Genomic DNA, 21,905 nt, shown 5'->3' on the forward strand with positions numbered 1-21,905 from the left:
TCAGATGCGCATACCCCATTTTACCCGCATAGCCGGGGCGCTAATGCTATTGACGCTGAGCAGCTATGTTGCAGCTCAGGAAAGAATCACACTTAGAATTGCCGATCAAAAAGGCGGCATGCGGTCACAACTGGAGGCCGCTAACGCCTTGCAAAACCTCGCTTACGATATTAAATGGGCCGAGTTTCCTGCCGCCGCGCCGCTGGCTGAAGCGCTCAACGCTGGCGCGGTTGACGTGGGGATTATCGGCGATGCGCCGCTGTTGTTCGCGCTGGCGAACGGCGCGCCGGTAAAAGCGATTGCCGTCGATAAGAGCAACCCGGCGGGGACCGCTGTATTGGTACCTCCCGGCAGCGCTTTAAAAAGCGCTGCGGATTTAAAAGGTAAACGCATTGCCACCGGGAAAGGATCGATTGGCCATTTTGTGGCGCTGAAAGCGCTGGAGCAGGCGGGTGTTTCGCCGAAGGAAGTACAGTGGGTATTCCTTGGCCCGGTGGATGCAAAAGTCGCGCTGCTTAACGGTTCGGTAGATGCCTGGGCGACCTGGGAGCCCTATACCACGCAGCTGGTGAAAACCGCTGAAGGGCAGATTCTGGTGAGCGGCAAAGGGCTGCTGCCGGGTAATACCTTCCTGGCCGCCACCGATAATGCGCTGAAGGATCCGCAAAAGCGCGCGGCGCTTCAGGATTATCTTACCCGACTGGCCGGCGCCGAGCGTTGGGCTTACGCCAATCTCGATAGCTATGGCAAAACGCTGGGGGAGATCATTCGTTTCCCGGCGGATATCGCCCGCGCGCAGTTTGCCAACCGCCAGTCGCAGTGGCAGCGGCTGGACGCGCCGACGGTCGCCCAGCAGCAGTCGACGGCAGACTTTTATCTTGCCAACGGCCTCATTCGCGCAAAGCTCGATGTAACGCCGACATTTGATAACGGCTTCAGCGTGCCCGTCGCGCCGGTTCATGCGGAGGCGGCGCCATGATGACCACACGTTTTACCCGTCGTCGTTTCTTACAGTTTACCGGCGGTCTGGCGCTGGCCGGGGCGTCTGCGCCGCTATGGGCTCACGATATGGCGGAGATGGCGAGCGGCGATGAACATCCGGCGCTGCGTCTGGCGCAGCCTTACAAAATCAAGCTGGCGATCAACAAAAGCGCAGTGTGCCTGGCGCCGGTCGCCGTCGCTGAGCAGCAGAAGATTTTTAGTAAATATAACCTCGACGTTGAGTTTGTTAACTTTGGTAACTCGACGGATGTTCTGCTGGAAGCGATTGCCACCGGCAAGGCCGACGCCGGGGTAGGCATGGCGCTACGCTGGCTGAAGGCGCTGGAGCAGGGCTTTGACGTCAAACTTACCGCCGGAACGCACGGCGGTTGCCTGAATCTGCTGACGGCCAAAAACTCGCCTTTTGGCGCGCTGGAGAGTCTGAAAGGGCAAACCATTGGCGTTACCGATATGGCCGGGCCGGATAAAAACTTCTTCGCCATCTTGCTGAAACGCCACGGCATCGACCCGATAAGCGATGTGCAGTGGAAAGTCTATCCGGCAGACCTGCTCAGCGTGGCGTTGGATAAGCGCGAAATCGCCGCCATTAGCGGCAGCGAGCCCTTTAGCTATCGTCTGCTGGAAACCGGGAAATATCAGCTAATCGCCAGCAATATGACCGGCGATTATGCCAATCTCAGCTGCTGCGTGCTGGGCGTCAGCGGTGCCCTTGCGCGCGATCATAAACCGGCGGCGGCCGCGCTTACCCAGGCGATTCTGGAAGCCCACAGCTATGCCGCCGCGCATCCGGAAAGCGTGGCGCAATCTTTTCTCGCCCATGCGCTAAATACTAACGAAGCGGAGGTGAGCGGCATTCTTCACGGCCAGGGGCACGGTCATCATGCGGTGGGCGAGGCTTTTGTTAAAGAGCTGACGCAGTATGCCGTGGATCTGCAGCGGGTTCAGGTCATCAAACCGGGAACCGATCCTCATCAGTTTGCGGAGAGTATTTATGTCAACGTTTTCGCCTGACCGCGCGCTCGCCCGACCGGGGCTCGGCGCTCTGATCTGGACGGAGGGCGGGCTTGCCGCCGCGCTATGGCTGCTGGGCGGCCTGTTCACGCAGGCCTGGCCCGATGCCGGTCGGCGCTGGCCGTTTAGCGAGGAGTGGGCGCTGGCGCAGTTCACTCTCGGCGGCGGACTGCTGTTACTGACGCTGAGTTACCGTTACTGGCGCCAGCGGGGCGCGCGTTTGCAGCGTGCCGGAAAATGGCTGGCGCTACTGCCGGTGCTCTTCGCGCTATGGGAAGGGCTGACGGCCAAGACGGCGTTTTTGCCGGTGCCGTTTTTCGCTCCGCCGCAGGCGCTGATTGAAGTGCTGCACGATGACTGGCCGCGGCTGCTTGATAGCCTGCTGCATTCGCTGGGGCTACTCGGGCTCGGAGTGCTGCTTGGCACCAGTTGCGGGTTTATCAGCGGGCTGGCGATTGGCTGGTCTCAGCGTATTGGCTATTGGGTGCATCCAATTTTACGCCTGCTGGGGCCGGTGCCTTCCACCGCGCTGCTGCCGCTGTGCCTGTTTATCTTTCCTTCCAGCTTCGGCGCCAGCGTGTTTTTGATTGCGCTCAGCACCTGGTTCCCGGTCACGGTATTGACCTGGTCCGGGGTCATCGGTATCGACAAAGCGTGGTATGACGTGGCGCGAACGCTGGGAGCCAGCCAGCGATTTCTGATCCTGCGCGTGGCGATCCCCGCCGCGCTGCCGAACGTGTTTGTCGGCTTATTTATGGGGCTTGGCGCGTCGTTTTCGGTGCTGATTGTCGCCGAAATGGTCGGCGTCAAATCCGGGATCGGTTTTTATCTGCAGTGGGCGCAGGGCTGGGCGGCCTATCCGAATATGTACGCGGCGCTATTCGTGATGGCGTTGTTATGTTCCGGCCTGATTAGCGGGCTATTTATGATTCGCGATCGGCTGCTGAGCTGGCAGCGAGGAGGGATGCAATGGTAAGTGCCGAGACAATTTCGACCGGTGCGGCGGTGGCGGTACGTCATCTTCATCATGCTTTTACGTTGGGCAAACAGACGGTGCCGGTGCTGGACAATATCAGCCTGCAGCTGCGCCCAGGCGAGAGTGTCGCCCTGCTTGGCCCCTCAGGCTGCGGTAAATCGACGCTGCTGCGCCTGCTGGCGGGGCTGGAGCCACAGCAAAGCGGGCATATTGAGATTGACGATGCAGAGATGGGCGGGCCGGGGCCGGAACGGATCCTGGTTTTCCAGGACCCGACGCTTTATCCGTGGCTGACGGTGCGGCAGAACGTGCTGCTGGGGCCGCAGGCGCAGGGGAAAAAGGGGCTGGAGCCGAAGGCCGACGCGCTGATTTCGCGCATCGGGCTGCAGGCGTTCAGCGAGGCGTGGCCGCGGCAGCTTTCCGGCGGGATGGCGCAGCGTGCGGCGCTGGCGCGCGCGTTGCTGAATGAACCGCGTTTACTGTTGCTTGATGAGCCGCTGGGTAAGCTGGATTCGCTTACCCGCATCAGCATGCAGCGCGAGCTGATTGCGCTGTGGCAGCAGCAGGGTTATACCAGCCTGCTGGTCACTCACGATATTGAAGAAGCGTTGCTGCTTTGCGAGAGAGTACTGGTGATGTCGCCGCGGCCGGGGCGCATTATCGCTGAATTTACGCTTCCTCTGGCGTTTCCCCGCCATCGCGACAATCCACTGTTATTGCAGCATCGGCAGGATATTTTGCGTATCCTCGGCCAGGAAGAGGATTGGTAAGCCAGGTGCGGGGCTAATCGGGGCTACAAATGACACGGACCGTCGATACTGTTATTGGTTTGCAACTGTTTGGTCCGAGAAAAACAGTTGTTTTATGTTCATTCAGAGCACATTGCGCTCCCGAAATGTCTTCTGCGTTATGTCTCCCATGGCGCAGGGAGCGCACAGGGGGCGGCCAATCGCCGCCGCCCCCTGTACCCCCGGGCTATGGCCGCCAAAATCGCCACTTCGTGGTACCTTCGACTTATCCCGGCAGGCTTCGGGTCGGGCCGAGGCAGCGTCCTTGCAAAACACGGCCCTCAGCACGCATCCCTGCGTGCTGCCCCGGCCTGCCGGGAACGTCTCAGCGATTTTGAGGCCAACAACGGCGGCAGTTTCAGTCGCTATTGGCACAGAAGTAGCCCGGATAAGGCGCAGCGCGCCGCTATCCGGGGCAGGGCAAGGCTTAAAAATCCATTTTCACCGTAAACTGCACTTCACGCGGGTCGCCAATCTGGTTGCCGAGATTATTGGTGCCGATTGACGAGGTGTAATAGGTCTTATCGAACAGGTTCTTCACATTCACCTGTAGCGTTACCGGATACTGCAGCTTCATTTTGTAGGCCGCGAAGACGTCGGCCACCGCATAGCCCTGCAGATAATAATCCGCGCCGTTGGTGCCGGAACGTTTGCTGACCGCGTGGCCGCCGCCGCCAACGGTCAGGGTGTTGCTGTTATAGACGTTATGAATGTCATAGGTCAGGAACAGCGAACCGGTATGTTTTGGCACGTTCGGTAGCGGTTTACCGGCATAATCGGGATCTTCCAGCACTTTGGCATCGGTATAGCCGTAGCTGGCGATGACGCTGAGGTTATCGGTGAGCGAGCCCGCCAGATCCACCTCCACACCGCGCGAGCGAACCTTACCCGCGGTCTTCGCCACCGTCTCGTCGCCAATACTTTCGGTATACAGCACGTTACGTTTATGAATATCAAATAACGCGATATTGGCGGTAATACCCTCTAAAAGGTCGAATTTCGCGCCGACTTCGTAAGAGGTGGACTCTTCCGGCGGCAGTTCGCCGATATAGCTGGCAATCGACGACTGCGGCATAAACGACTGGGCGACGTTAGCAAACAGCGACACGTTTGGCGTTACCTTGTAAACCAGCCCAGCCTTCGGCGTCCATTTCTCATCGCGGCTATCGGTATTGACGTTAAACGGACGGCCTTTACCGGCGTACTGGGTGTAATACTGGTAGCGTACGCCGGCCACGGCAATCCAGTTGTCGGTCAGATACAGGGCGTCCTGGAGATAGGTCGCATAGCTCTCCTGCTTGATGCGCTGATCGCTATCGGCAGCGGAAACGGTATTACAGGTATCGAGAGTGCCGTAAACCGGATGATAAATATTAAAGCCTTTCACGTTCTTACAACGCAGCATATCGGTACGCAGCAGATCGTAATTCTCATAGGCGACGCCGGTCAGCAGTTCATTATAAAAGCCGCCGATGACCACATTGCCTTGTAGATCGGCGCGGGTGGAATGCATCTTTTGCGTCGAGCCGTGCGTGCCGTCGACCCGGCGGGTCAGGTTGCCGGTCGCAGAATCATAGGCCATTACCCTGGCCTGGTTATCGTTGTAGTGATCCTGACTGTAACTGTAATCAAAGCGCGCGGTCCAGGCGCTGTTAAGACGGTACTCGGCATTCAGTTGGGCAATATCGGAATAACCATCGGTGATATTAAAGGCTTCATCGAAACGGGTTTTACGATCGACGTTGACCGCGTGGCCGGTATCGAGGTCGAAAATGGTGCCGCGATCAAAGGGGGCGCTGTAATCGCGATGTGAATACGAAGCGGTAATGGTCGCGCTATCGCCAAACCAGCTCAGGGAAGGGGCGATAAAGCTGCTTTTGTTCTTGCCGAAATTGCGCCAGTAATCTTCATTTTGATATTCGCCGATCAGTCGATATGCCAGATTTGTGCCTTCGATAGGCCCGGTCACGTCGAAGCTACCCGTGCCGCCGCCAAAACTGCTGGAGGTGGCGGAAACCGAACCAGAGAACTGGTGCTCGGGGCGTTTGGTGACCACGTTAATCAGCCCGCCGGGGTCGAGAATCCCATACAGCGTTGAGGCCGGGCCTTTCAGGACTTCAACCCGCTCGGTAGCGGCGTTAAAGCTGCGCGGCAAAACGGTACGCAGGCCGTTGGTCATGATAGAACCGTCGCGATTGGCGCCGAAGCCGCGGCGGGTAAAGGCATCCTGGGTACCGCCGAGGGTATTGGTCTGCACCACGTTAGCGACGTTATACAATGCTTCATCCAGCGAGGTAGCATGCTGATCTTCCAGCACCCGGTCGCTGACGGTATTCACCACCTGCGGAATATCCAGCAGCGGCATTGAGGTCAATGTCGCCGTGGACGAACTCAGCGGCTGATAACCGCTGGTGGCGTTCTGCTGGCGGCCGTCAGCCACCACGGTAATAGTGTCCTCAACATCCTTTGTATTCTTTGCCGCGTTATTTTCTGCGGCCATTAATCCCGGTGAGGCTAAAAAAAGAAGCGAAAAAAGCGCGCGCCCTTGCAATGTCCTGCAGGCGACATGGGGTTGAGTCATTATCTGTTTCTCGTGAACGAATCTGCCTTTGCGGTCAGATAAAGCCAATAAAATCATTGCCCTGAAAATAAAACCTATCTGTTAAGCGTCTGAACGCGCCTTCAGATATGTAATTGAGAATCATTCAAACACGAAGAAATGTAGTAGTAAATGTTATGTAAGATAAAAAATCATCGCAGAAGAAAAGCGCGATTTCGCAGCCTGTCGTAGGCGGTAAGATGCTCTTATTTTATTGATTATAAATGCTATTCATAAAATTCATTTTGTCGCTTCGCGAGATGGTCAACGTGAAGGAAGCAACATGAAGCACAGTATTGACTACTACATTCATCCCCTTCATGATCAAAAGAGAATGAGATTTATTTTGATTTGACTGCAGAACGTCGAGGGCTGATGCCGGAACGCTGCGGCGCAGGAGCGAGTTATGCCACAGCGGGTAAACCCTGCAGAAAAGGGGATCGTCCTGGAATCCCTGTCGGCCGGATATGGCCAGACGCTTATCGTCGATGACATTAACCTGACGATCCCCAGCGGTAAAATGACGGTGCTTGCCGGGGCTAACGGCTCAGGCAAATCAACGCTGTTATCGACCATCGCCCGGATGCTAAAGCCGCTCGGCGGCTGCGTGCGTCTGGACGGAAAGGCCATCCACGACATGCCGACCAAAACGGTTTCCCGCCAGCTGGGGATCCTGCCGCAATCGCCGCTGACGCCGGAAGGGCTCACGGTGTTCGAACTGGTATCGCGCGGGCGCTACCCGTGGCAGGGGCTGATGTGCCAGTGGTCTGCAGCCGATGAACAGGCGGTGGAAGAGGCGCTGCTATTAACCGGCACCGCCGAATTCGCCCATCTGGCGGTCGATAGCCTTTCCGGCGGCCAGCGTCAGCGCTGCTGGATAGCGATGGCGCTGGCCCAGCAGACGAAAACCATATTACTGGATGAGCCGACCACCTGGCTCGACCTGCGCTATCAGGTCGAAATTCTTGAACTGCTGCAAAGCCTGACCCGCGAACATGGCCGCACGGTAGTGACGGTGCTTCACGACCTGAACTTTGCGGTGAACTATGCCGACCTGCTGGTATTTCTCAAAAAGGGGCGGATAGCCGGGACCATTTCAGAACAGGAAATCTGCAGCCCCGAACTGATTAAAAACGTCTTTGATGTTGATGTGCAGATGTCAATCAATCCGCAAACCGGCAAACCTTTCTTTATGCCGTTTCGCGCACCCCAGGCCGTTGCACGATGAGCGCCGCCGTGCTGTACGCCACGCGGCGTCGTACTCGTCCGCGGTTGGCCATGCTGCTATTAACCCTGATGCTAATCGTCGGTTCGCTGATTCATCTTGGTTTAGGCGCCCGCTGGATCGCGCCGCAGACGGTCCTGCAGGCGCTGATCGAGTACGACCCGCGGAACTTCGATCACCGTATTATTGTTGATTTACGTCTGGTTCGGCTGGCAGCGGCGCTGTTGATCGGCGCGGCGCTTGGCGTTGCCGGGGTGCTGCTGCAGACGGTGATCCGCAACCCGCTTGGCGAGCCGCATATCCTTGGGCTCAACGCCGGGGCCTCGTTGGCGGTGGTCGCGACCTCGGCGCTGGGCCTCTCTGTCGGCGATTTTCCGGCAGCTCGCCCGCTAACCGCCGCCTGTGGCGCGGCGCTACTTTTCGGCGGGGTAATGGCGCTGGCCTCTGCCGGGCGCGGCGGGGCGACGCCGCTGCGCATTACGCTATGCGGCGTAGCGATCTCGGCGTTTGCCTCGGCGGTGACGGCGGCGATATTAATACTTGACGAACAAACGCTGCTGGCGATGCGCACCTGGCTTGCCGGCGATCTGGCCGGGTTGAACTGGGCTACCCTACAGGCGGCGCTGGTGCCGGCGCTTTCTGGCATGGGACTGGCGCTGCTCCTCGCGCCACGTCTGAACGTGCTGGCGCTGGGCGATAAAGTGGCGATGGGGCTGGGGGTGAATCTGGTGCAGACCCGGCTGCTGGGGCTGGCCGCTATTGCGTTGCTGTGTGGCGCGGCGGTGGCGGTCGCCGGACCAATAGGGTTCGTCGGGCTGGTGGTGCCACACGTGGTGCGCCGTCTGATAACGCAAGATATTCGTCTGGCGTTACCGCTGGCGGCGCCGGTAGGGGCGCTGGTGCTGGTGCTGGCGGATATCGCCGCCCGCACGATCGTCGCCCCGCAGGAACTGGCGACCGGCGCGATGACCGCGCTGGTGGGCGCGCCGCTGTTTATCTTTATTGCCGCGAGGTTTTTTAAATGAAACGCGCCGTTCATCGCGCCGGATTTCGGCCTCTGGCGATGGGTTCAACCCGCCTATTGTTACGTCCGGCGGCATTAAAAATTGCCGCCTTCATCCTGTTCATTTTGCTGACGCTGGGGCTCTACAGCCTCAGCCGCGGCAGCTTCCCGCTGCCGTCTTCGACATGGGCGCGTGCGCTGCTGGCGCCGGAGCAGATTGGCGAGCAGCAACGCTTTATCCTGTTTGACATTCGCCTGCCGCGAATTTTGATGGCGCTGCTGTGCGGCGCCATGCTTGGCCTGGCGGGGGCGGCGATGCAGAGCATTACCCGTAACGGCCTGGCGGACCCCGGCCTTATTGGCGTCAAAGAGGGAGCCTGCATTGTGGTACTGGCGCTAATTCTGTTTTTCCCGGCCATAGGGCTGGCGTGGCGGCCGCTGGCGGGAATGCTCGGCGGCGTATTGGTGGCGCTGTTGGTGCTGGCGCTGGCGCGCGATTGTTCACGTCCGCGCTTTATTCTGATTGGCATCGGCGTGTCATGGACGCTGGCGGCGGCGGTTGGCATTTTTATGACCACCGCCGACGTACGCGATGTACAGACGGCGATGATCTGGCTCTCCGGCAGCCTGCACGCGGCGACCTGGCCGCTGCTGGCGGTGGCGTTTTGCTGGGCGCTGCCTGGCGCATTGATTCTGTTTTGCACCGCCCGCGCGGCGGATGTGGCGCTGCTGGGCGATCGTACCGCCATCGGTCTTGGCGTACGTTTGCCGCAGCTCACGCTGCTACGCTTCTTTGCCCCCGTGCTGCTGACCTCTGCCAGCGTTTCCTGCGTTGGCAGTCTGGGTTTTGTCGGTCTGATGGCGCCGCATATGGCGCGTTTCGTCCTGCGCGGCGGTCAGGTGGCGCTACTCTGCGGCAGCGCGCTGATTGGCGCGTTGCTGGTGCTGGCAACCGATACGCTGGGGCGGCTGGCGTTTGCGCCGCTGCAGATCCCGGCGGGGATTGTTATTGCTCTGGTGGGGTGCCCATTTTTTATTGCTCTGCTTTGGCGTCGCCGTGACGCCCTGTAAATCAAAAAGGATTGTTATGCGTTGGTTCGTTTCTCTGCTGGTGCTGTGCGCGGGCGCTGCCGCGGCTGCCGATTCGCAAACCTTCACCGACGATTTAGGTCGTACGGTGAGCGTACCGCTGCATCCGCAGCGTATCGTTTCGATGCACGATCTCGATATTACCATCCCGCTAATTGAGCTTGGGGTACCGCCGGTGGCCAGCCATGGCCGCACGCGCCCGGACGGTAGCCACTACCTGCGCTCCAGCGCCCAGTTAACCGGCGTCGATTTCGACAATAGCGAGATCCGCTTTATTGGCACCGCCGATATCGACCTTGAAGCCGTGGCCGCGGCGAAGCCGGATCTGATTATTACCGAGCCGAGCCGCCATGTCTCGGTGGAGCAACTGGCGAAAATCGCGCCGACGGTCAGTATCGATCACCTGCAGGGCAGCGCGCCGCGGATTTACCGCAAACTGGCGCAGCTCACCGGCAGCCAGGCGCGGCTCGCGGTGCTTGAACGTCGTTATCAGGAACAAATTAAACAGCTAAAGGTCACGGTCGACCCGCAGCAGTACCGCGTGTCGGTGATACAGGCGAATAACGGCAAGGTGACGGTACACTACTCCTATCACGCGCTGGGGCGAGTTCTGCGTGACGCCGGGTTCCGCTTCCCGCCGTTGATCGACAAGATCCCCGATGGCCAGCGGATCGACGTCAGCGCCGAGCAGCTACCGGAACTGGATGCCGATTTTGTCTTCGCGACCTGGCGTTCGGACACCGGCGGTAAGCCGCAGGATGAGCTAAAGGCCATGGAGGCGGTAATGCCCGGCTGGTGTGACTTTATGCGCGCCTGCCGCACCGGCCGCTATATTTTGCTGCCGCGCGAAGAGGTTATTTCTAATTCGTATGCCGCATTGACGCTGATGGTTGCTCAGGTGCAGTCGCACATCGCCGGGCGGCCGATTCCGGCGGGGGCGAAATGAAAGCGGGAGTGAAAAAAGAGAAGGGCAGAGTCGATCTGTTTGGCGAGCGTTTTCGCGCCCGCGCGCATCAACTTTCGCCCCGTTTACGCGAAGTGGCAAACTACATTAATGATAATCGCGAGGTGGTACTGGAACGCACGGCGATGGAGATCGCCACCGCTACTCACACCTCCGATGCCACCGTGGTGAGGGCAATTCAGGCATTGGGTTTTGCCGGGCTACGCGAATTAAAAGAGACCATGGCGCGCTGGTTCGGGCCGTCAGCGACCTCGTCGGAAAAGATGCGCTCGACGGTGGGGGCACTCTCCTGTGATGTCAATTCCAGCATCGATTTTGTGCTCGATGGGCATCAACGCGCCTGTGAGGTGCTATCGCGTGCGGACAATCGCGCGGCGGTAGCCCAGGCGGTGGCGCTGCTGGGGGATGCGCGTCAGGTGGCGATATTTGGCATCGGGGCGTCGGGGATCCTCGCCGAGTACACCGCGCGTCTGTTTAATCGTATTGGCTTACCTGCCTGTACCCTCAACCGTACCGGCTTCAGTCTTGCTGAGCAGTTGATTAGCCTGCAGCGCGGCGACGTGCTGATTATGATGGGGCAAAAATCGCCGCACCGGGAGGGCATGACCACGTTGCGCGAGGCGCAGCGGCTGGGGATCCCGACGATATTACTCACCCAGGCGCTGGATTCGCGCTTCAGTCAACTGGCACAGGTGGTGATTGATGTTCCGCGCGGCGGCGATAACGGGCGAGTGCCGCTGCACGGTACGGTGCTGATTTGCCTTGAGATGATCGTGCTGTCCGTTGCCTCGACTACGCCGCAAAAGACGGTCAAATCAATGAAGCGAATCAATGAATTGCATCGAGCCATTGGCAAATCAGGTGGTCAACGCGGTTGAACAAAAGATAATTCGCTATCCCGATGCTTTCCGGTTGCATGCCATGCTAAGTATGTGTATTTTTATGCAAAATAAATGCATAAAAAGGATATCTCATGGTCAAGAATTTGCTCAAAGCGTGTTTCATGATGGCCGCGCTGGCGGCAGCCGGACAGGCGGCTGCGGAAACCTATACCGTCGGCTCCGGCGGCACCTACCGTCCCTTTGAATTCGAAAATAGTCAAAAACAGCTGGAAGGCTTTGATATCGATATCATTAAAGCGATCGCCAGGGCCGAAGGTTTTGACGTGAAGCTGGTCAATACCCCCTGGGAGGGCATTTTCGCCACTCTGGGTACCGGCGATCGCGACATTATCATCTCGGGTATTACCATCACCGATAAACGCAAACAGATGGTGGATTTCTCCGCGCCGTACTTCCCGGCCGAGCAGTCGATTGTGGTGCCGCAAGGTTCAAAAGTGAACTCGCTGGCGGCGTTAAAAAATGAAAAAGTCGGCGTGGTGAACTCCAGCACTGGCGATATTGTGGTTTCGCAGGAACTGGGTAAAAACAGCACCTCCATTAAGCGCTTCGACAATACGCCGCTCATGCTGCAGGAGCTGTTTGAAGACGGCGTCAGCGCCGCGGTAGGCGACGTTGGGGTGGTTAAATACTACATCAAGCAGCACCCGGAAAAGCAGTTCAAGCTGGTGCCTGACGCTAAATTTGAGCGCCAGTATTTCGGCATCGCCGTCGCTAAAGGTAATAGTGAACTGCTGGGCAAAATCAACGCCGGTTTGCAGAAAATCGTTGCCGACGGCACCTATGCCAAAATCTATAAAACCTGGTTCGATGACAACGTACCGACGCTGCCTGCGCAATAACACGAATTTTCAGTGACCGCGGCTGTCGCTCAGGCGATGGCCGTATTTTTTAGGGAAGGACTATGACGGGATTCCGTTGGGTAATCAATGAGGCTAAATCAATTCAACAACTTACAGGATGTTGTGTTGTTCCCGTGTAGGAAACGAGAATTGATTGTATGCGCCTATTCCTACACAGACAAGAGGCCATAGCACAGATACACAAAAAGAGAGCTGTAGCTCTCTTAGTGTTTGCATAGTTATGCAATGGGTTATTTGTCGATAGCCATTCCACCAGCGCCTGTAGTTGTCTTGGTTGTTCCGTAGTAATCGGTAACATCAACATACAGATAGAACGTCTTGCCGCCATCGGTAACAGTAGGAGTACCAGACCATGTAACTATTGCTGTATCGGCATTGGTTAAGGTCATTCCCGCTGGTGCCGTTGGGTTCCAATACCAGCGCCAAGCATAAGAACCATCATCTGCCGGGCTAGGAGTTGCCGTAAGCTGGCGCGTGAAGCTGTGACCAACTTTAGGATGACCCGGATTAGTGCCGTAGCCAGTAACAGCGCCCACACTCTGGATCTGTGCATAAGCTGGAGCCGCTGAGATCACTACGTTAGCGTAGCCTGTCTGCTTAGCTCCGTATGAGTCTGTAACCGTCACTTTAAAGCCTGCTGTACCTGCTGCCGTTGGTGTCCCTGTAATGGCTCCTGTGCCGCTTATGGACAGACCATAGTTAGTGCCGTTCAGAGAGTAGGCATAGGTATAGCTTCCATCATCGGATTCATCACATACAACGTTAAGCTGTCCTGTGTAAGCCGTTCCCACAGTAGCAGTAGTGTTATCAATTGAAGCTGTAGCTGTCTTGATGTGTGCCGCTGGTACGGTGATAGTGATAACAGCGTTATCAGAGTATGAGGCGTTATAGCTATCGGTACAGGTGAAGCCTATAACAACGTTCCCGGTTGTAGTGGTAGTGCCACTAACTTTAAACGTACCATCATTATTGTTTGTAATGGTCAGACCGTCATTAGCTCCGCTGAACGATGCGCTGTATTTATATGTTCCATCATCTACCGGATTAGGTGTAAGAGTGAATACCTGATCAACCGGATCACCTTCAACTACTGACAAGGTAGCAGGACTAACACTAACACCTTTAAGGTGTGCGTATTCAGTAGTAACACTAAAGGCGCTGCTAGTTGGTGCCTGATTGCCGTATAGATCGATAACAACACAGGACGCTGTATAGGTGCCATCAGTAGAAGCAACGCCAGTGATTAGCCCTGTATCGCTGATAGTGAATAGATCGGTATCTATCGAATAGTTGTACAGATAAGTTCCATCATCAGCAGGGGAAGGAGTAACAGTAAGCTGATCGCTCACCACTGAGCCAGTAGCATAGCGTGTAACAGCTAACGAGCTTGTAGCGCTCTGTACTTTGGCTGTAGCTGGAGCTCCAATAGCAAAGGATGCATCAGCGTGTTGACTCTTGCCGCTATCGTCCGTAACAGTGCATCTAAATACGCAATGCTCATGCACACTGGTGAAGTCATACGTTAAGCTCATGGTAGCTGTATTAGCTCCTTGATCTCAGCCGTTACCCCCTGATTCAATACGCCATCAATTAAGCAAGTCCATTCATAAGTAGGATTGCTGGCGGTAGTAGTACAGGTGCATGTATCCGTTGATGTGGTGCCAGTGACATAATCAGGTACTGGATTAGGGTTAAGCGTAATAGTGAATACATCGGCCTTTGAGTAATAATCAACACTACCTAACAGCATTGATCCGCCACTCTGTAAATAGCCATTACACACGCTGGGATCATTTAAAATGCCCCTTAGCGCCATTATTTACCCATAGCTGGAAACGTACTGCTAAATCAATGCCTGTGTATTCCGTTAAGAATGTATCCATACCCACACAGAAACCTTCTGTAGTTTCCGGTATTGTCTGAAGCCATACACTTGATCCGTATTCATCCAGAGCATCAAGATCTTCACAATAAAACGGTGCCCCGTATCCATTCCAAAACCAGTTACCCATTCTGCAAGCTACAGGCGTGTAATTAGGCCAAAGCGGTAAGACAACATTAGTTGTATAATTATAGTCGGGGGTGATTCCCCCATTAACTTTTTTCATTTTCCATCCTTAAAAAATTCCTCTTCAAGTCCGTATGTTTTTCTCAGCCAAACTATAGACGCTAATTCAGCTTTTTCTTTTGTATTAAATGTTCCTAAATGCTTTAATTTATTTTCCTCCCGGCGTCTTACTTGAAAATACTGTTTATTGCTTTTGGTATAAGTAGTCAATCCTATAGGGAAATACTCCCCTGTTTCTGGATCAATAGGAGGGTGATATTTTTTAGGAGGCTTAACAGGCTTAGGAGGTTTAGGAGGTGGATTAAGTTTTCTCTCTTCCCGTTCCTGTCTTGCTTTCTCTTTTGCAATTTCACGCGCTATCCTCTCCTGTTCTTTCTTCTCATTCTTTTCTTTTTGGAGATTAATTTTCTGCTGGCGCTCTGGTGTGATCCTATTTTTTATGGCTTCTTTCCATTTATGCTCATAACTGGTAGCGGCGTTTAGCTCTGAGATAAAACTTGCATTCTCTTTAATCTTCTCGTTGTTCCATTCTATTAACCCGGCCTCAATAGCATCTTGATCTACAGGTCTGTTCATAGACTTCACTCGATCTAAAGCGGCTTCATTGTCACGGCGCTGAATTTCTTTATAAAGTTGTCGTGTCTCTTCACTAACAGTTTTCCAACGTTCATCAAAACGTTTCCGCTGTTCCCGGCGTCTTGATCTGGCTAGTTCAATTTGTACTTCTTTAGCAAGGGTTGTAACTGGTGGCGGTGTACGTTTATTAGATCCCATTACATAACCTCCACTTTTAAAGCAATACCAGCAGCATTAGCAAATCTGAATGCTGAATCATAAGATGGTCTACTACGCAATTTATAAATTGATCCTAAAGGCACATTTAGCACTTTATGCGCCTTGTAAAGAGTTCCATATTTTTTAAGCAATTCATTTTCAATTATTTGACAGATCGTTAAAGCATTCATTTCAATTCCTCTAGTTAGTTATTACCCTCTGTAGGTACTATCCTGTAGGGGCAATAGGAGAGGACACAGGAAGCGCTGAGAGAGTTTTAGAGGCTATCTGGTAGGGTAAGGGTAGAGGGATTAAACACGCTGAGAAGGGCGTACAGGAGCTTTAAAGGGCATAAGAAAGGCCGCGCAAGGCGGCCTATGTGGATTAGTGGAAATATGCTGCTAACGTCTGCTTTATCACTGGTTCTATGGTACTCCAGAGCGTGGCGATCACCGTAGCCCCTACGACAACATGAGCCACCATTAAGCCGATCCCGATCATGAAGCCTCTGTAGATGTATTTCATTCTACGCCCTCCATCCGTGGCGCTCTGCGTTTACGTTCACTCACTAGCTCAGTGTGCCTAATGTTCTCTTTACGATCTGCAAAGAATTCAGCCACTAGACCGCACACCACTAAGCCTACGCCAATAAGCATCAAGCAAAAGAGGCCATCAGCAGCAGCGCCTAAAGCATCCATGTAGAATTGAAAAGGGTTCATTTTTTACCACCTAAATATTTAAAGGCATAATCACTTTCAGCGCCTGTGCTGTCCTGATCAGTAAGGGCATAACATGCATAATGTGATTTATTCCCTTTCTTGTCCGTAATGGTAAAGGCCATCACTTTATTTGAATCATCTGCTTTTAATACGCTTCCATCTTGTGCCGGGGCTGGATGATCAAAAGTGTATTTACCGTCTGGTTCAAAGTTATACACTTTACCTTCTACATCATAAGCCCCTTCACCTTGAGCCATAGCAAAAGACATCATCACCCCGAAAGCTGGGGAAGTATATTCTTTGCTTGTCACGTAGCAGGAATACGGCATAACACTTGCAGACGCTGAGCCAGCCACGGCTAATAAAGCCGCTGTTAATAAAATATTCTTCATGATAAACCTAATTAAGTTGATTTGCTGTAAATGTACCACATTGCATTTTATGCTTGCCTAAAACTAACGCCGCTATGTTTTTATGCTCTGAAGTATCCGCCATAAGAATAAAATAGCCGTCGCTATCACTTGTGCCTAAAGGGTAGTTACTCACTGTACCGCCATAGGGTAGATAGGCAATCTGAGCAAGTCCATAATGCAAATCATTATAGGTGATTACAGGCGCTCCATTTTGAAAAACAGTGGTTTCATCACCATCATTATATTTAGTCTGAAAATGCGATACAGCCACTACAGAATAGTCCCCACATTTAGCCGTGTAAGTAGTTGTATGCGCCATTGCTGCAAGGGGGGATAAAAGAGCAAGGGCTAATAAAACCTTCTTCATCATGAAGCCTTTTTAAATTGGTATGCCTGATAACGTTCACGCGCTTTCTTTAAAGCTGGCGTGTCTTTAGTTTTCCATTCGTTTAATTTTGCCGCTAGGGTAATACCTGCATTAAGTTCCATTTGATATTTCATTTCGAACCAGAGCGGGGGATAGAAATTAATACTCTCTGGATCTAATTCTTCAATGCATACGGCGTTATATTCAACGCTCATTAATCCATCCAGTAATCGAAACTATCTACAGAGGTGGCGTAAAGCTGTGCATTGTATTCTTCACCTAATCCACCTTGATCAACGCGATCTAATACACGCTTGATAAACTTGCTGCCCTTTGCTTTAGCGTCGTACTTGTGCCAGAAGTCGCAAGCCTGAGCGGGGCTAATGCGCGCTGTCTTGAGCATTGCCGCTAAGATGCCTTGCGGGTATCGTGCAGCCTCGAAGCTCAATCCCCACGTATCTATAAGGCGGATCTCTTCGATGTAGTCTGTTTTACCCTTCATCAATGCATCTTTGCCCTTGTAGCCTAACTGCTTAACCGCTGTAATGCCTATGCGCTTAGCTTGCTTGCTCTCCAGATCTGTAAGGCTCAGACGCTTATCGATGATAGAGGCTCTCTGAGTGGCGTTAGGAGATCTCTTACCCTCCATGTGTGCATCTTGCCGCGCTCTGATATCGTCCATCGTTTCGGCTTCACGGTGCCACACTGCAAACGTATCAGGGAGGTTAGTTAACCATTCCTGAGCTAAAGCGTGTTGCCTGTGATGCCCGTCTACAAGGATAAATTCATTATTCAATAGGCACACTTCGAACGGATCGCCTAATGAATCATTCCATTCACCATGCAAGTAGTTTCCGCTGAAGTTTAAAGTGCGGTTTTCTAAGTTCGGTTTAACTGCAAGTACATCAGCCAGTGACCAACGTTCAATAGTGCCATCTGATAAAGCCATTATTTTTTCACCCCTTTAACATCACGAATAAGATCACAGATTTTATTAACAGTCCAAATGAATAACGCCACAGGTACAGCGAACAAGAGGAAAACAAATAGAGTATCCATTAGTTAGCCATCCCTATAATTTGTTTGATCTTGCGATTGCTCATAAACATTACAACGGTAGCAACCGGAATCCAGACAAAGTAAATCATTGGGGCTACCTGAGTTACAGCAGCCATAATACCGTTAGAGAGAATAAAGGCCGCTATAGTCCACTTGTTCATAAAGGGATAATAGATTGCCTTGTTTGCCTTGCTACGGAATAACACCGCCCATGAATAGATCCCCGCTGGCGCTGTGAAGCACAGACAGAAAGCAGCCACTGAGCAGATCATATAATAGGCGCTTAGGTTTTGAGTTAACGCCAGCGTGATAAAGCCCAAAAGGAAGAAAGCGATAAAGCCAATGTTACCCCAAATAAAGAATTTACCAGCGCTTAAAACTTTATCCGCTTTAGTTTTCATCCCGCCTTTACCCTGAAGAGCAAAAGCAATAGCGATGATAATTGAAACAGCTTTTACAGCATGAGTAACACTTGAATAATCTGAAGCATTCATTTTAATAGTCTCTTTTTAAAAATCGGAAACAGAACAAGCCAGTACAACTAATAACAACTTTTTATTTTATGCCGCATCACAATTAAAATAATCACCGCTACCTGCAAGTAAGCTAACTTTACCTGATTGGGTAGGCTGGAAAGAATAGCCCTCTGAGCTATCTGTTTTGCTATACAGATACATTTTATCTTTTGGGTTTAATCCTTGAAGAACTTCCCGGATCTGCATTTTAGTCCCGTTCACATACAGAAAAGACGGGTAAGAATCAGGGCGGTGAATCTCAATAATTTTATTACCTTCAACGCTTTTACATTCCAGATTTACAGGAAGGTTAGCAGCAGTAGCCACCACAGGCGCAAATAGTGCCAGTGCAATAATTAATTTTTTCATCTTTACGATCTCTTTTCGTCTCCCCCGTAGCGGGGAAGTCAATAGTAGGTCTATTACAATCTAATAGGTTAAGATAATAGCGCTTATTCTTCTTCCTTATAGCCAAGCTCTACCGCTTTTTCATACCAATAAGCATTGGCTCTTTGTAGGTCTTTAAAGGCCATATCTGAAGCAAGATCCTTGATGAACTTGCTAGTAGTGTGCCTTTCAATTTCTGCTACTTTCTTTTTAGTTTCAGGGATATGATCAGCAATCATATCTAAGGTTTTTCTCTCATAATCTAAAGAGTTACTAAGCCTTACAATGCTATACCGTAGCTCCCGATAGAGAAAAATAATTAAAAGCGTCTGTGCTGCAAAAAGCATATAGATGATGTGCATTATTAACCCCGCCAGCTACTAACTAATGAGTGTTGAACCATAACACTATGCACTACTTGCTTTAGCTTACCTTGCATAGTGCTATAGGCCATCCGTTGGCCTGAGAAGTGGCACCACATAGCGCCGTTAGGCTCCACTTCAACAAATCCGGTAACGCCGTTTACCTGAAAGTGTGCCCACTGCAAAGGCTTCTTACTCATGGTGTTTCCCTAATGCCGCTCTCACCAGCGTATAGACAAAGAAAGCTATCACGTAGATCACCACACCACACAGGCCTGTTAAGCCTATGTCTTGATGAAGCATGTAGCCTGAATCGTCATAGCTCCAGCCTAATAGGAAGCCAATCAATGCACCTGTTATAGCCCCGCCTATGATCGTACCCAAAAGGTGAGACGTCCAAGCGTGAAAATGTGTGCTCTTTACTGTTACGTGTTGCATAGCTCTAAAAGCTCCTGCAATGGCCTGTGCGCTTCTCTTTGCCACAGGCTATACGGTTCTACTACTTTTTATCGCCTTGTGGGGCTTCTGGTGAAGTCTCTGGGGACGTTTCCCAAAGATCCACTAGTTCAGCCGCTACAGCATTGTTCTTACTCTTCAGGGCTAAAAGGCGCTGATAGTCATCATTGTTCAGATCCTTGTTCTCACAGATCAGAGCTTTCACTCGATCCAGAAAATCAGCATCTGATTCTTTCCCCTTCTTAGCCTTTGGCTCAGCAGGTGTAAAAGCTGGCGCTGTCTGTTCAGCCGCTGGAAGTTCAGCAGGGTTATCAGCCTGAACCACTGGCAACGGCTCTAACACGATACCCATCTGAGCATAAAGCTCTTCACGCTTACGCTCTGCCTGTTCCTTGAGCCACTCTTCTAACTTAGCCTCTGCCTTAGCTCTCAGATCTTCAGTGATTAGAACAGCTACCGTATTGTAATACGCTGGATCTGTTGCCTTGATATGCTCAAGGATATTAAAATCAGTCTCATTGATAAGATGCTTCCCATTAACTACGCCATTGTTCACAAGGCTAACGTAGTTGTCTGAGTTAGCTTTGATTTGCTCTGGTACAGCGTTAACCACTGGCACAGCTTTAGGTGCTGGCTTAACCGTCTCCCCTTTGTGGATCAGATATGCAGCCTGAGCTAAAGGATATTTCTCAAGATGTGGATACTTTTGCTTAGCTTCTTTAAGCAGGTTCCAGCACTTGCGAATAGTCTTTTCACTAGCCATCTTACTGTTAGCATCTGCTTCAATACGAGCAGACCGGATATCATTAAGATAGATGTTGATATCTGCTAAGGTGCATTCACCATCTTCTACCGCTGGCATGAGTTTTACTAACTGCTTCATACGTGGAAGCGGTGAAGGTGACATACCATAAATCCCTTCATCCAGTTCAACACCAACACGTTCAAAGATTGCTTTTACATCTACCATTTTCACCACTCCCATAATATTTTAAATGTTAATGCCCCGCCTGAACGGGGCGCTGTAAATTAAGCCTGTGCTGTGTGCAATAAGCTGTTTAACCGTTCCTGTATCTCTGGCTCTACAGAGGCATGAAAAGCGGCTAACACTTCACTAGTGAACTCTTCGGTGCAATGAGTTTGAATCATGCGTAAGAAGCTAGCTAAATCAGCTTGAGGCAGAGACAAAGCAAAGGCCGCTAAGCGCTCAGCATCTGTTTCATTCTGAATATAGACACGGCGACTAGCTAACACATGAGCAGAGATAAGATCATTTACACTTTCCCATGTATTAGCCACTCCCCACACTTGAACCCGATCATCTGGATTGAATTGCACAGGCAATAGATTCATAGATAAAGCGGTAGACTCTACAGTATTAGCCGCTTCACCTTCTGGAGTTTTCCAGAAATAAGAATAGAGGCTAAGCGGTGATGTACCAGCTTGTGAGAATACGCCATTATCAGGAACATCACGAAAGGTAGCATTAGTAGCGATAAGAACATTAACCATTTGTACAGCCTCTTCAGTAGTTGAAACGTTATTAATCTGCGTATCGTTAGAATCGCATACAGATAAGGCCTCACCAGCTTCTATAGGACAAAAAGCCATTTCATTAAGCTGTTCAATAACACGCTCAAAATCAGCGATAAGATGAGCCTTACGCTTATATTCTCCTACCGGGAAGTTGTAGGTGATCATGTCAGATTGAGCTACGCAAATGTTCCAATCTGTAACAACCTTAACCATATTGTTTTAGTTTCTTGCAGAGCTTTAATATAACCTTTAGCGCTGTTCATCAATGCATGTGCATTCAAGTTAGTGATAGTAGCCATTCTATTATTCTCTTCTTTGTTAGCTACCTTAGTAGCCGGGAATTGAATTATCCTAGGAACATTCTAATAGGGCTACATCTAATGAGATGATTCTTATCTAATGCGCACAAATACACTAAGAATTGATATTTATGATCATGCCTGTCGATCAGTTCTACACTGATATATTCATACCACCTATGGAATTAACATAACGGTAAACTTAACGGTATTTAACGGTTACATTCAGAGCAGGTAATGTAGTGCGCATAGATGAATACTCATAGAGATGTAATGTATGCATAGAAGTAAATGAGATGTGATTAGTGCGCCGTAGTTATTTACTTTTACTCCGTAAAAGACGCTGAAAAGGAAAGAAAACTGAATCGCCACGGGTTTAACAGACACCTCGGAGTCATTTAAGATGGCTTAAAGAGAGGTGCCCATGAGCGGTAAGCGTTATCCCGAAGAGTTTAAAATTGAAGCAGTCAAACAGGTTGTTGATCGTGGTTATTCTGTTTCCAGCGTTGCAACACGTCTCGATATCACCAC

General features: G+C 51.8%; 24 protein-coding genes and 2 pseudogenes. 11 read left to right on the plus strand and 15 right to left on the minus strand.

What is annotated here, in order from left to right; translation table 11 throughout:
• Window positions 1-4: 4 nt before the first annotated feature.
• Genes AC2CGP_RS22420 through AC2CGP_RS22435 form a run of 4 tightly spaced genes read left to right on the plus strand, consistent with a single transcriptional unit; the run spans window position 5 to window position 3,759 of the window.
• Complete coding sequence (locus AC2CGP_RS22420; protein WP_110916262.1) at window positions 5-979, plus strand: ABC transporter substrate-binding protein; 975 nt, start codon at window positions 5-7, stop codon at window positions 977-979.
• Complete coding sequence (locus tag AC2CGP_RS22425) at window positions 976-2,013, plus strand: ABC transporter substrate-binding protein (RefSeq protein WP_126028800.1); 1,038 nt, start codon at window positions 976-978, stop codon at window positions 2,011-2,013. The genes AC2CGP_RS22420 and AC2CGP_RS22425 overlap by 4 nt, the downstream gene beginning before the upstream one ends.
• Window positions 1,994-2,989 (plus strand): ABC transporter permease, encoded by a 996-nt coding sequence (locus tag AC2CGP_RS22430; RefSeq protein WP_045361228.1) that lies wholly within the window; start codon window positions 1,994-1,996, stop codon window positions 2,987-2,989. The genes AC2CGP_RS22425 and AC2CGP_RS22430 overlap by 20 nt, the downstream gene beginning before the upstream one ends.
• Window positions 2,983-3,759 (plus strand): ABC transporter ATP-binding protein, encoded by a 777-nt coding sequence (locus AC2CGP_RS22435; protein ID WP_126028801.1) that lies wholly within the window; start codon window positions 2,983-2,985, stop codon window positions 3,757-3,759. The genes AC2CGP_RS22430 and AC2CGP_RS22435 overlap by 7 nt, the downstream gene beginning before the upstream one ends.
• Before the next feature lie 445 nt (window positions 3,760-4,204).
• Here AC2CGP_RS22435 and AC2CGP_RS22440 read toward each other — a convergent pair whose 3' ends face one another.
• A complete protein-coding gene (locus tag AC2CGP_RS22440) occupies window positions 4,205-6,277 on the minus strand; it encodes a TonB-dependent siderophore receptor (protein WP_126028802.1) in 2,073 nt (690 codons plus the stop codon).
• A gap of 505 nt (window positions 6,278-6,782) precedes the next feature.
• Here AC2CGP_RS22440 and AC2CGP_RS22445 point away from each other — a divergent pair.
• The 6 genes and pseudogenes from AC2CGP_RS22445 to AC2CGP_RS22470 all read left to right on the plus strand — a co-directional run bounded on the left by AC2CGP_RS22445 (window position 6,783) and on the right by AC2CGP_RS22470 (window position 12,398).
• Window positions 6,783-7,604, plus strand: a complete 822-nt coding sequence (locus AC2CGP_RS22445; RefSeq protein ID WP_032705700.1) for an ABC transporter ATP-binding protein — start codon at window positions 6,783-6,785, stop codon at window positions 7,602-7,604.
• Window positions 7,601-8,626, plus strand: coding sequence for a FecCD family ABC transporter permease (locus AC2CGP_RS22450; RefSeq protein ID WP_484502455.1), 1,026 nt, complete (start codon window positions 7,601-7,603; stop codon window positions 8,624-8,626). Before AC2CGP_RS22445 ends, AC2CGP_RS22450 begins: the two co-directional genes overlap by 4 nt.
• On the plus strand, window positions 8,623-9,675 hold the full coding sequence (locus AC2CGP_RS22455) for a FecCD family ABC transporter permease (protein ID WP_020079065.1): 1,053 nt from the start codon (window positions 8,623-8,625) through the stop codon (window positions 9,673-9,675). Before AC2CGP_RS22450 ends, AC2CGP_RS22455 begins: the two co-directional genes overlap by 4 nt.
• Window positions 9,676-9,686: 11 nt before the next feature.
• Window positions 9,687-10,639 (plus strand): annotated as a pseudogene (locus AC2CGP_RS22460) (iron-siderophore ABC transporter substrate-binding protein).
• Window positions 10,584-11,535 (plus strand): annotated as a pseudogene (locus AC2CGP_RS22465) (MurR/RpiR family transcriptional regulator). The pseudogenes AC2CGP_RS22460 and AC2CGP_RS22465 overlap by 56 nt, the downstream one beginning before the upstream one ends.
• Before the next feature lie 95 nt (window positions 11,536-11,630).
• Window positions 11,631-12,398 (plus strand): basic amino acid ABC transporter substrate-binding protein, encoded by a 768-nt coding sequence (locus AC2CGP_RS22470; protein ID WP_015366984.1) that lies wholly within the window; start codon window positions 11,631-11,633, stop codon window positions 12,396-12,398.
• A 251-nt stretch (window positions 12,399-12,649) separates the two neighbouring features.
• Here the strand turns inward: AC2CGP_RS22470 and AC2CGP_RS22475 are convergent, their stop codons facing one another.
• The 14 genes from AC2CGP_RS22475 to AC2CGP_RS22540 form a co-directional block, all read right to left on the minus strand.
• On the minus strand, window positions 12,650-13,951 hold the full coding sequence (locus AC2CGP_RS22475) for a putative Ig domain-containing protein (RefSeq protein WP_126027488.1): 1,302 nt from the start codon (window positions 13,949-13,951) through the stop codon (window positions 12,650-12,652).
• Window positions 13,952-14,209: 258 nt separating this feature from the next.
• On the minus strand, window positions 14,210-14,527 hold the full coding sequence (locus AC2CGP_RS22480) for a hypothetical protein (RefSeq protein ID WP_126027487.1): 318 nt from the start codon (window positions 14,525-14,527) through the stop codon (window positions 14,210-14,212).
• Window positions 14,524-15,261, minus strand: a complete 738-nt coding sequence (locus AC2CGP_RS22485; RefSeq protein WP_126027486.1) for a hypothetical protein — start codon at window positions 15,259-15,261, stop codon at window positions 14,524-14,526. The genes AC2CGP_RS22480 and AC2CGP_RS22485 overlap by 4 nt, the downstream gene beginning before the upstream one ends.
• Entirely contained in the window at window positions 15,261-15,452 is a 192-nt protein-coding gene (locus tag AC2CGP_RS22490) for a hypothetical protein (RefSeq protein WP_126027485.1), read from the minus strand. Before AC2CGP_RS22490 ends, AC2CGP_RS22485 begins: the two co-directional genes overlap by 1 nt.
• A gap of 524 nt (window positions 15,453-15,976) precedes the next feature.
• The gene (locus AC2CGP_RS22495; RefSeq protein WP_126027484.1) at window positions 15,977-16,372 is read right to left on the minus strand and encodes a hypothetical protein; all 396 of its coding nucleotides are present in this window, start codon (window positions 16,370-16,372) and stop codon (window positions 15,977-15,979) included.
• A 7-nt stretch (window positions 16,373-16,379) separates the two neighbouring features.
• Window positions 16,380-16,763 carry a hypothetical protein gene (locus tag AC2CGP_RS22500; protein ID WP_157194898.1) on the minus strand — a complete coding sequence of 128 codons (384 nt, stop codon included), beginning with the start codon at window positions 16,761-16,763 and terminating at the stop codon, window positions 16,380-16,382.
• Window positions 16,760-16,975 carry a hypothetical protein gene (locus AC2CGP_RS22505; protein ID WP_126027482.1) on the minus strand — a complete coding sequence of 72 codons (216 nt, stop codon included), beginning with the start codon at window positions 16,973-16,975 and terminating at the stop codon, window positions 16,760-16,762. Before AC2CGP_RS22505 ends, AC2CGP_RS22500 begins: the two co-directional genes overlap by 4 nt.
• Window positions 16,975-17,709: a hypothetical protein gene (locus AC2CGP_RS22510; RefSeq protein WP_126027481.1), complete on the minus strand. Its 735-nt coding sequence runs from the start codon at window positions 17,707-17,709 to the stop codon at window positions 16,975-16,977. The genes AC2CGP_RS22505 and AC2CGP_RS22510 overlap by 1 nt, the downstream gene beginning before the upstream one ends.
• Before the next feature lie 109 nt (window positions 17,710-17,818).
• The gene (locus tag AC2CGP_RS22515) at window positions 17,819-18,313 is read right to left on the minus strand and encodes a hypothetical protein (RefSeq protein ID WP_126027480.1); all 495 of its coding nucleotides are present in this window, start codon (window positions 18,311-18,313) and stop codon (window positions 17,819-17,821) included.
• Between the two features lie 66 nt (window positions 18,314-18,379).
• Window positions 18,380-18,703, minus strand: a complete 324-nt coding sequence (locus AC2CGP_RS22520) for a hypothetical protein (RefSeq protein ID WP_021466378.1) — start codon at window positions 18,701-18,703, stop codon at window positions 18,380-18,382.
• An 83-nt stretch (window positions 18,704-18,786) separates the two neighbouring features.
• Window positions 18,787-19,083, minus strand: coding sequence for a hypothetical protein (locus AC2CGP_RS22525; protein WP_126027479.1), 297 nt, complete (start codon window positions 19,081-19,083; stop codon window positions 18,787-18,789).
• Between the two features lie 192 nt (window positions 19,084-19,275).
• Window positions 19,276-19,521 (minus strand): hypothetical protein, encoded by a 246-nt coding sequence (locus AC2CGP_RS22530; RefSeq protein WP_085846045.1) that lies wholly within the window; start codon window positions 19,519-19,521, stop codon window positions 19,276-19,278.
• A 61-nt stretch (window positions 19,522-19,582) separates the two neighbouring features.
• On the minus strand, window positions 19,583-20,509 hold the full coding sequence (locus AC2CGP_RS22535; RefSeq protein ID WP_484502456.1) for a hypothetical protein: 927 nt from the start codon (window positions 20,507-20,509) through the stop codon (window positions 19,583-19,585).
• 59 nt (window positions 20,510-20,568) lie between these two features.
• Window positions 20,569-21,288 carry a hypothetical protein gene (locus AC2CGP_RS22540; protein WP_126027477.1) on the minus strand — a complete coding sequence of 240 codons (720 nt, stop codon included), beginning with the start codon at window positions 21,286-21,288 and terminating at the stop codon, window positions 20,569-20,571.
• Window positions 21,289-21,798: 510 nt separating this feature from the next.
• Here AC2CGP_RS22540 and AC2CGP_RS22545 point away from each other — a divergent pair.
• Window positions 21,799-21,905, plus strand: a 107-nt coding sequence (locus AC2CGP_RS22545) for a transposase (protein ID WP_260777382.1), incomplete at its 3' end; no start/stop codon positions are given.

This window comes from Klebsiella sp. SYXHC3 (assembly GCF_057196925.1).